Genomic DNA, 9,478 nt, shown 5'->3' with positions numbered 1-9,478 from the left:
TCCATTCTGCCCATGTGCAGCCAGTCTTTGCGGTACTGGATCCGGTTTATACCTACACCCTGCCACCGCGTCAGGTGGCGAACGGTGTGGTTGATGCGTTTGTGCATACCGTTGAACAGTACGTCACGTATCCGGTTGATGCCAAAATTCAGGATCGCTTCGCGGAGGGCATTCTGCTGACGCTGGTGGAAGATGGCCCGAAAGCGCTTAAAGACCCGGAAAACTACGATGTACGTGCGAACGTTATGTGGGCAGCCACCCAGGCGCTGAACGGCCTGATTGGCGCAGGCGTGCCGCAGGACTGGGCAACCCATATGCTGGGCCATGAACTGACGGCGATGCACGGTCTGGATCACGCTCAGACGCTGGCGGTCGTTCTGCCCGCACTGTGGAATGAAAAACGCGATACCAAACGCGAAAAACTGCTGCAATATGCAGAGCGCGTGTGGAACATCACCGACGGTTCTGAAGATGAGCGTATCGATGCCGCGATTGCAGCCACCCGTAATTTCTTCGAGCAACTGGGCGTCCCGACTCGCCTGTCTGGCTATGGCCTTGACGGCAGTTCAATCCCGGCTCTGCTGGCGAAACTGGAAGAGCACGGCATGACGCAACTGGGTGAGCATAAAGACATTACCCTGGATGTCAGCCGCCGCATTTACGAGGCAGCGCGCTAAGCTTTTTTCACCTCTGACTTTCGTTTTTGGGCATTTCGTCCAGACTTAAGTCACCTTACATCACCGGAGTCCCCCTCCGGTGATGAGCACATGAAGGAGGAAAAATGGCAAACCAAACCGTAATTAAGCTTCAGGATGGCAATGTAATGCCCCAACTGGGGTTAGGCGTATGGAAAGCCGGTAACGACGAGGTCGTCTCCGCCATTCATAAAGCACTGGAAGTCGGCGATCGGTCCATAGATACCGCCGCCGCCTACAAAAATGAAGACGGCGTCGGCAAAGCGTTAGCCAGCGCAGGTCTCCCCCGCGATGAGTTGTTCATCACCACCAAGCTGTGGAATGACGATCAGAAACGCCCCCGCGACGCGTTGATGGAGAGTCTGGAAAAACTCCAGTTAGATTATCTCGACCTGTATCTGATGCACTGGCCGGTTCCGGCAATCGATCACTATGTTTCCGCCTGGCAAGGCATGATCGATCTGCAAAAAGAGGGGCTGATTAAGAGCATCGGTGTGTGTAATTTCCAGGTCAACCACCTCCAGCGCCTGATTGACGAAACGGGCGTTACGCCGGTGATTAACCAGATCGAACTGCATCCACTGATGCAACAGCGCCAGCTACACGCGTGGAATGCGACGCACAAAATCCAGACGGAATCCTGGAGTCCGCTGGCACAGGGCGGTGAAGGCGTTTTCGATCAAAAAATCATTCGTGACCTGGCGGATAAATACGGTAAAACGCCGGCGCAGATTGTCATTCGCTGGCATCTGGATAACGGTCTGGTCGTGATCCCGAAATCCGTCACGCCATCGCGTATCGCCGAGAACTTCGACGTCTGGGATTTCCGTCTCGACAAAGACGAGCTCGGTGAGATTGCGAAGCTCGATCAGGGCAAGCGCCTGGGCCCCGATCCGGATCAGTTCGGCGGCTAACTCTCTCCTTTCAAGCCCGGTTTTCTGCCGGGCTTTTTCTTTGACACATTAAGAAACAATTGACGCCAGGTTATCTGTGTATTTTCCGCACATCCCAGTGCAGCATAACCTCCAGATAACCTTTTAATTATCAATGGTTATTATAAATATCATCAATCCATATTATATATTTATAGGTGTCAATGTCGTGGCGGAAAACAAACCTCAGGGAGTTAAATGGCTCCCATTAATTCTCATTCTTATGATTGCCGCCATACTCTGGCAACTGACCCCACCAACAGGGTTAAGTGCGCCAGCCTGGCATTCGGCTATTATCTTCGTTGCCACCATTGCCTCGATTGTCGCAAAGGTCTTGCCGATCGGCGCGGTAGGTATTATCGGCATTACGGTTTTTGCCCTCGCTTACGCCGCAGGGGATAAAACCGCCAGTGGGGCTATCACAACAGCCCTGAGTGAATTAAACAGCTCGCTGATCTGGCTTATCGTCGTGGCGTTTATGATCGCCCGTGGCTTTATTAAAACCGGGCTGGGACGACGGATCGCCTTACAGATGATCCGTCTGTTAGGAAAAAGAACGCTGGGGCTTGCCTATGGTCTGGCCTTTGCCGACCTGATTCTCTCGCCCGCCATGCCCAGCAATACCGCACGTTGCGGTGGCGTCATCTATCCGATTGCCGACTCGCTGGCACGCAATTTCGATTCACGCCCGGAAGATGAGTCACGCAGTAAAATCGGGACGTTCCTGATTACCTGTATCGGTAACGTCAACGACGTCACTGCCGCGCTGTTTATGACCGGCTATACCGGAAATCTGCTGGCGGTAAAACTGGCGGCTAACGCTGGTGTGACGCTGACCTGGGGAAGTTGGTTTATGGCAGCACTACTGCCGTGCCTGGTATCGCTGCTGATCGTGCCGGTGCTGGTGTACTGGCTGACCCGCCCGGAAATCAAACACACGCCCGACGCCCCGGCGCTGGCGCGTAACGAGCTGGCGCAAATGGGGCCGATGTCGCGTGGTGAGTGGCTGATGCTGGGCACTGTCGGCATATTGCTGATCCTGTGGATTTTTGGCGATGTGCTGGGCGTTGATGCAACCACGGCGTCGTTCGTGGGCCTTTCCATCCTGCTGCTCAGCGGCGTGCTGAGCTGGGAAGATGTTAAGAGCGAAAAAGGTGCGTGGGACACGCTCATCTGGTTTGCCGCACTGTTGATGATGGCGAATCAGTTGAAAAAACTGGGCTTCACCACCTGGTTCGGCAATCTCATTGGCGACAGCATCGGCAGTACCATGCACGGCACCAGCTGGGTTATCGTGTTGTTGTTACTGAACGCAGCGTATTTCTATACCCATTACTTCTTTGCCAGCGGCAATGCGCAGATCGCCGCACTGTATGCCGTGTTTCTCGGCGTCGGGCTACACCTGAATATTCCGGCAGCGCCCATGGCGCTGATGCTGGCCTTCACCAGCAGTCTGTATTGCTCTCTGACGCAGTACACTCACGCTCGCGGGCCGATTTTGTTTGGCGCTGGGTATGTCCCTACGGGGGTCTGGTGGCGAACGGGTTTTGTCATCAGCCTGTTTAATCAGGCCGTCTTTTTGACCGTCGGGCTTGCGTGGTGGAAGGTGTTAGGACTGTATTAAGCAATAAAAAAGGGCTGCCAGTGCAGCCCTCATGCTTACCATCACATCCACCCGGTATACCGGGAAGGTTGATTTATCGCCCGGCCACTTTACCCCGCTTTTTATTGGCGGCTGGCGTCTGACGCTGATGCGCCACCGACGTATGCTTGGTCAGCGCCGGACGGGTGTTACGGTTCTGACGGCGCGCTTCGCGCATCTCTTCCAGCGTTGGCGCCGGTACCAGGCACTCACGGCGTCCGCCAATCAGATGCTTTTTACCCATCTCTTCCAGCGCCTGACGGATCATAGGCCAGTTAGCCGGATCGTGGTAACGCAGCAGCGCTTTATGCAGACGACGCTGCTTATCTCCCTTCGGCACCACCACATCTTCACTCTTATAGCCAATCTTACCCAGCGGGTTTTTGCCGGTGTAATACATAGTGGTCGAGTTGGCCAGCGGCGACGGATAGAAGTTCTGCACCTGATCGAGACGGAAGCGATGTTTCTTCAACCACAGCGCCAGATTCACCATATCCTCGTCACGCGTTCCCGGATGCGCGGAGATGAAGTACGGGATCAGATACTGCTCTTTCCCGGCCTGCTTCGAGTAGAGATCGAACAGTTGTTTGAAGCGGTCATAGCTGCCCATACCCGGCTTCATCATCTTCGACAACGGCCCTTCTTCGGTATGTTCCGGCGCAATCTTCAGATAACCGCCGACGTGGTGGCTCGCCAGCTCTTTGATATAGCGCGGATCTTCCACTGCGATGTCGTAACGCACGCCGGAGGCGATCAGGATCTTCTTGATGCCTTTCAGATCGCGCGCACGGCGATAGAGGTTAATCGTCGGCTCGTGGTTGGTATCCATATGCGGACAGATATCCGGATAAACACACGACAGACGACGACAGGTCTGTTCTGCGCGCGGTGACTTACAGCGCAGCATATACATGTTGGCCGTCGGTCCGCCGAGATCGGAGATCACGCCGGTAAAACCCGGCACGGTATCGCGGATCGCTTCAATCTCATTGATGATTGAATCTTCAGAACGGCTCTGAATAATGCGTCCTTCGTGTTCGGTGATCGAACAGAACGAGCAACCACCGAAACAGCCGCGCATGATGTTGATCGAGAAACGGATCATCTCGTAGGCCGGGATGCGGCTGTTACCGTATGCCGGGTGTGGCACGCGCTTATACGGTAGGGCAAAAACGCTGTCCATCTCTTCAGTAGAGAGTGGGATCGCCGGCGGGTTGATCCAGATGTAGCGATCGCCATGCTTTTGCATCAGCGCACGCGCACAGCCTGGGTTGGTTTCATGGTGCAGGATCCGCGAAGCGTGCGCATACAGCACTTTGTCGCCCTTCACTTTTTCAAAGGACGGCAGCAGAACGTAGGTTTTTTCCCACGGTTTCGGACGCGCGGGCTGCACGGTAATGGCTTTCGCTTCCTGCTTTTTCGGGGCAACCGGTTTGTTGTCGGCGCACGGCAAATCTTCACCATACGGATGCGGGATCGGATCGATTTTCCCCGGCGTATCCAGACGCGTGGAATCGACGCCGCTCCAGCCAGGCAGCGCTTCTTTCACCATAATCGCCGTGTTACGCACATCGCGGATCTGATCGATGGTTTCACCCATCGCCAGTCGGTGCGCCACTTCCACCAGCGGACGCTCGCCGTTGCCAAACATCAGCATATCGGCTTTAGAATCCACCAGCACGGAACGGCGCACGGTATCAGACCAGTAATCGTAATGCGCGGTACGGCGCAGGCTCGCCTCAATACCACCGAGGATCACCGGCACATCTTTCCACGCCTCTTTACAGCGCTGGGTATAGACCAGCGTGGCGCGGTCCGGGCGCTTGCCCGCGACGTTATCCGGCGTGTAGGCATCGTCATGGCGCAGGCGGCGATCGGCGGTGTAGCGGTTGATCATAGAGTCCATGTTGCCAGCGGTTACGCCAAAGAATAGGTTCGGTTTGCCCAGACGCATAAAGTCGTCTTTGCTGTTCCAGTCCGGCTGCGCAATGATGCCGACACGGAAGCCCTGTGCTTCCAGCATTCGACCACAAATCGCCATACCGAAACTCGGGTGATCGACATAGGCGTCGCCGGTTACCAGAATAATGTCGCAGCTATCCCAGCCAAGTTGATCCATTTCGTCGCGTGACATCGGCAAAAAAGGAGCGGGACCAAAACAGGCCGCCCAGTACTGAGGCCAGGAGAAGAGATCTCTGTCTGGCTGGATCAGGGATATTGCGCTCATAGTGCTTCCAAAAATGGTAAAAAAATAATCAAAGGCCGGCGATTATATGCCGGAACGAATGAGAAATCGAAGGATAATCTCTCTCGCATCGTCGCGAGAGAGAGGAGGATTACGCCGCCGGATTCACCAGAATCTGACCGATGGAACCACGGTCCGCCATTTCCAGCGTCTGGCTGTGGAAGTAAAACGGGAAATGCGCCCAGGACGGCTGTCCATAGTAAACCAGCAGCTCTACCTGCCCATCCACCCAGACGGTATCTTTCCAGCCACGATCTTCCGGGAATGGCATCGCGCCGTTGACGTTACGCACGAGGAACGACACCCCTTCAATGTGGAATGACTGCGGCATATCGGCCCGCACCGTCCAGCGCTCCCAGGAACCCTGCTGCGCAGTGATATCAATGCGGTTGACGTCCCATAACTGGCCGTTGATGCCTGGATCGTCGCCCAGACTGATGTCGCGACTGCGAATTGGCGTACCGCTCATGATCTCGGTCGGCAGCAGACGCATCGGCAGGCTGTCGGTCACCAGTGGCAACAGACCGGTTGGGCGCAGCGTTAACACCAGCGTGGACACCAGAATGCTCGACGGTTCAAAGAACCCCCGGATCCGGTCGACAATGCTCGCTGCCTCACCACAGGTAATCGACACTTCATCGCCATTGGTCATATCAACCAGAATTTCGCGGCGCTCGCCGGGTGCCAGCGACAACTGTTTTACCGACACCGGTGCCGGCAAAAAGCCCTGGTCGCCGGAGATAACATGCAGCGCGCGACCGTCGCTCATCTGCAACTGATAACGACGGGAGTTAGAGGCGTTCAGCAAACGCAGACGCACCCAGCCGCGGGACACTTCCACGTAAGGGCTTTGGACGCCGTTGACCAACAGCGTATCGCCGACAAAACCGCCGCTGCCAGGCTCGCTGTATTCCGGCGTGCCGAAGTTATCCAGCCGCTTGTCCTGAATAATAATCGGGAAGTCATCGACACCGTAATGGTTGGGGATCGGCAGCGATTTACTGACCTCATCTTCAACCAGCCACATCCCGGCCAGGCCATTATAAACCTGCTGCGCGGTACGGTTCGGCGTATTGGCGTGGTACCACAGCGTGGCGGCGTTCTGACGGATGGGCAGTACCGGCGCCCAGTCCGCGTTTGGCGACATCATGCGCGCCGGACCGCCCATCAGCGGACCCGGCACCTGGAGACCGGCGATAGTCATCGAGACGTTTTCTGCCAGACGGTTACTGTAGATCAGCTTAACGTCATCCCCTTTCCAGACGCGGATCGTCGGCCCGAGATAACGCCCGTTAATCCCCCAGACCGGCGCTCGCGTGCCCTGGGTAAAGGACCAGTGCGAACGCTGCAGCGTCATAAACAGCGGCTGGCCCCGGCGGGACTCCAGTAGCGGCGGAACGGGCAGCGGCTGTTGCTGACCGGCAGCATGGGCCCTCAGCGGAACGGCACCTGCGCACAGCGCGATCCCCGATGCCTGAATGAACTGACGCCGACTGAGTGACATATAAGCTCCATGTAAAACTGGCTAAATTACGGGCAGGAACTCGTTTCCTGCAAAAACTCGTCATACTCCAGGCTGCATGCGCGTTGGCTTGCAGCACGAATGAGTAAGCATTTATCGCTGAATCACACTTTTCCGGCGGCTTCGCGCTCGGCGACTTCTTTATCCAGTTCAGCGATCTTTTGTTCCATCAACGAGCGGCAGTGCGCGGCCAGTTCACGAACCTGATCTTTGCCATACTGACTGATATCCACCGGCGGCAGCATCTCCACAATCACCAGACCATTCTTCAGGCGATTCAGATTAATTTTATTCGAGGTATTGGAAACGCACACCGGAATAATCGGGACGCCAGCCGCAATCGCGGCATGAAACGCCCCGGTTTTAAACGGCAGCAGGCCACGACCCCGGCTGCGGGTGCCTTCCGGAAACATCCAGATGGAGATACGACGCTTTTTAAAATGATTCACCACTTCAGCAATCGTGCCGTGCGCTTTTGCGCGGTTATTACGGTCGATCAGCAGGTTCCCTGTCAGCCAGTAAAGCTGACCAAAAAACGGGATCCACAACAGGCTCTTCTTCCCGACGGTCACGGTTGGCGGCTGCACGATATTCGCGGCGGTCACCATATCGTAGTTATTCTGATGGTTAGCGATATAGATAGCGTTGCCGTAGCTTTCCGCATCCGCGGGTTTACGGCACTCTACCTTCAGGCCGAACAACGGTGCCAGGCGACCAAACATATGCCCGAAGGTCGCGACGTGTTTTGGGTTACGCGGGCTGAGCAGGCAGTAAAGAGAACCGAAAACACAAACCAGAATGGAATAGATAACGGTAATAATAAGTCGAAAAATAAATAGCATAACAACCTCTGAAGGCCTAAGAGCCCGGGATTCTACGTCACCTGCTATCAGGTTAGGGTATTGTTAATGTGGCTCTCTGGAAAACTGTATTGTTAATCGCGACTCACGAATAAACAACGGTTTTACGGGAAATTTTACTGTCATCCGGCCTGGCGGTATCGTTACAACCGCAGGCCGGATAAGGTATTAACGCCGCCATCCGGCACGATAGTGTTGCCTGATGGCGGCGCGTTGCCTCTTATCAGGCCTACTTATGCCTTCAGGCGTTTAACAGCATTTTACTCTTCGCTGTCGCCACTGCTGGCACGACGCGGCGAATCAATGTCGATGCGATCGATGCGTTGCAAACCGCGCATCAACGTCCCGCGACGGCCGCGCTCGCCGGTCACTTTCTGCAATTCCTCAGGGCGCAGCTTGATTTTGCGTTTCCCGACGTGAATCGTCAGCGTACTTTGCGGCGGCAGAACATACAGCAGCGCCAGCGCATCGTCACCACGCGCCGCATCCGCAGACGGAATGTTGATGATCTTATTCCCTTTGCCTTTCGACAACTGCGGCAGATCGCTGACCGGGAACATCAGCATACGTCCGGCCGTCGTTATCGCCAGCAGCATATCCGTTTCATCTTCAATCACCACCGGCGGCATCACGCGGGCGTTTTCCGGCAGCGTGATGAGTGTCTTACCGGCACGGTTGCGCGCCACCAGATCGTTGAACGTACAGACAAAACCGTAACCCGCATCGGATGCCATCAGCAGTTTCTGCTCATCGCCTTCCATCAGCATGTGCTCAACGGTCGCGCCTGGCGGCAGCGTCAGTTTGCCGGTCAACGGTTCGCCCTGACCGCGCGCCGACGGCAGCGTGATCGGATCAATGGCGTAACTACGTCCGGTGGTATCGATAAACACCACTGGCTGGTTGCTCTTCCCTTTCACAGCGGATTTAAAGCTGTCGCCCGCTTTGTAGTTCAGTCCCTGTGCGTCGATGTCATGACCTTTGGCGCTACGCACCCAGCCCATCTGCGACAACACGATCGTCACAGGCTCAGACGGCAGCATGTCGTGTTCGCTCATTGCTTTCGCTTCTTCGCGCTCGCGAAGCGGTGAACGACGATCGTCACCATAGGCGTCGGCATCGGCCTGAAGTTCTTTCTTCAGCAGGGTATTCATTTTGCGTTCAGACGCGAGGATCGCCTGTAGCTGATCGCGTTCTTTCGCCAGTTCATCCTGCTCACCGCGAATCTTCATCTCTTCCAGTTTGGCGAGATGACGCAATTTCAGTTCGAGGATCGCTTCGGCCTGCGTTTCGGTAATACCAAAACGCGACATCAGCGCGGGTTTCGGCTCATCTTCCGTACGGATGATCTCAATGACTTCGTCAATATTGAGAAACGCCACCAGCAAACCTTCCAGGATATGCAGGCGTTTGAGGACTTTCTCGAGGCGATAGTTCAGGCGACGACGCACGGTATCGCGACGGAACGCCAGCCATTCGGTGAGGATCTCCAGCAGGTTTTTCACCGCCGGACGCCCGTCAAGACCGATCATATTAAGGTTAATGCGATAGCTCTTTTCCAGATCGGTGGTAGCAAACAGGTGGT

5 protein-coding genes and 2 pseudogenes are annotated in these 9,478 nt (G+C 55.6%); 3 read left to right on the top strand and 4 right to left on the bottom strand.

Annotated features, from left to right (window positions below):
• The 3 genes and pseudogenes from AB7E14_RS15120 to AB7E14_RS15110 form a co-directional block, all read left to right on the top strand.
• Window positions 1-677: pseudogene (locus AB7E14_RS15120) on the top strand (NADH-dependent alcohol dehydrogenase); the annotation flags it as partial.
• Between the two features lie 104 nt (window positions 678-781).
• On the top strand, window positions 782-1,609 hold the full coding sequence (dkgA, locus tag AB7E14_RS15115; protein ID WP_428169642.1) for a 2,5-didehydrogluconate reductase DkgA: 828 nt from the start codon (window positions 782-784) through the stop codon (window positions 1,607-1,609).
• Between the two features lie 159 nt (window positions 1,610-1,768).
• Window positions 1,769-3,251 (top strand): annotated as a pseudogene (locus AB7E14_RS15110) (DASS family sodium-coupled anion symporter).
• Window positions 3,252-3,324: 73 nt separating this feature from the next.
• On the opposite strand, the gene AB7E14_RS15105 reads toward AB7E14_RS15110, so the two are convergent.
• The 4 genes from AB7E14_RS15105 to parC all read right to left on the bottom strand — a co-directional run.
• On the bottom strand, window positions 3,325-5,496 hold the full coding sequence (locus AB7E14_RS15105) for a YgiQ family radical SAM protein (protein ID WP_316962887.1): 2,172 nt from the start codon (window positions 5,494-5,496) through the stop codon (window positions 3,325-3,327).
• 109 nt (window positions 5,497-5,605) lie between these two features.
• Window positions 5,606-7,018, bottom strand: coding sequence for a cell division protein FtsP (ftsP, locus tag AB7E14_RS15100; protein ID WP_042998158.1), 1,413 nt, complete (start codon window positions 7,016-7,018; stop codon window positions 5,606-5,608).
• Window positions 7,019-7,140: 122 nt separating this feature from the next.
• Window positions 7,141-7,878, bottom strand: a complete 738-nt coding sequence (gene plsC, locus AB7E14_RS15095) for a 1-acylglycerol-3-phosphate O-acyltransferase (protein WP_042998159.1) — start codon at window positions 7,876-7,878, stop codon at window positions 7,141-7,143.
• 278 nt (window positions 7,879-8,156) lie between these two features.
• Window positions 8,157-9,478: DNA topoisomerase IV subunit A (parC, locus tag AB7E14_RS15090; protein WP_428169641.1), on the bottom strand; the 1,322-nt coding region annotated here is incomplete at its 5' end.

Origin of the sequence: Citrobacter sp., from assembly GCF_050252275.1 — a bacterium.
Taxonomy (GTDB): Bacteria; Pseudomonadota; Gammaproteobacteria; order Enterobacterales; family Enterobacteriaceae; genus Citrobacter_A; species Citrobacter_A amalonaticus.
Note: the sequence above shows the minus strand (reverse complement) of the source record. Positions and strands in the feature narration are given on the sequence as shown.

What these genes read in the sequence shown, in the direction of transcription:
- dkgA (WP_428169642.1), top strand. Translation starts at nt 782, where the DNA reads ATGGCAAACCAAACCGTAATTAAGCTTCAGGATGGCAATGTAATGCCC.
- AB7E14_RS15105 (WP_316962887.1), bottom strand. Translation starts at nt 5,496, where the DNA reads ATGAGCGCAATATCCCTGATCCAGCCAGACAGAGATCTCTTCTCCTGG.
- ftsP (WP_042998158.1), bottom strand. Translation starts at nt 7,018, where the DNA reads ATGTCACTCAGTCGGCGTCAGTTCATTCAGGCATCGGGGATCGCGCTG.
- plsC (WP_042998159.1), bottom strand. Translation starts at nt 7,878, where the DNA reads ATGCTATTTATTTTTCGACTTATTATTACCGTTATCTATTCCATTCTG.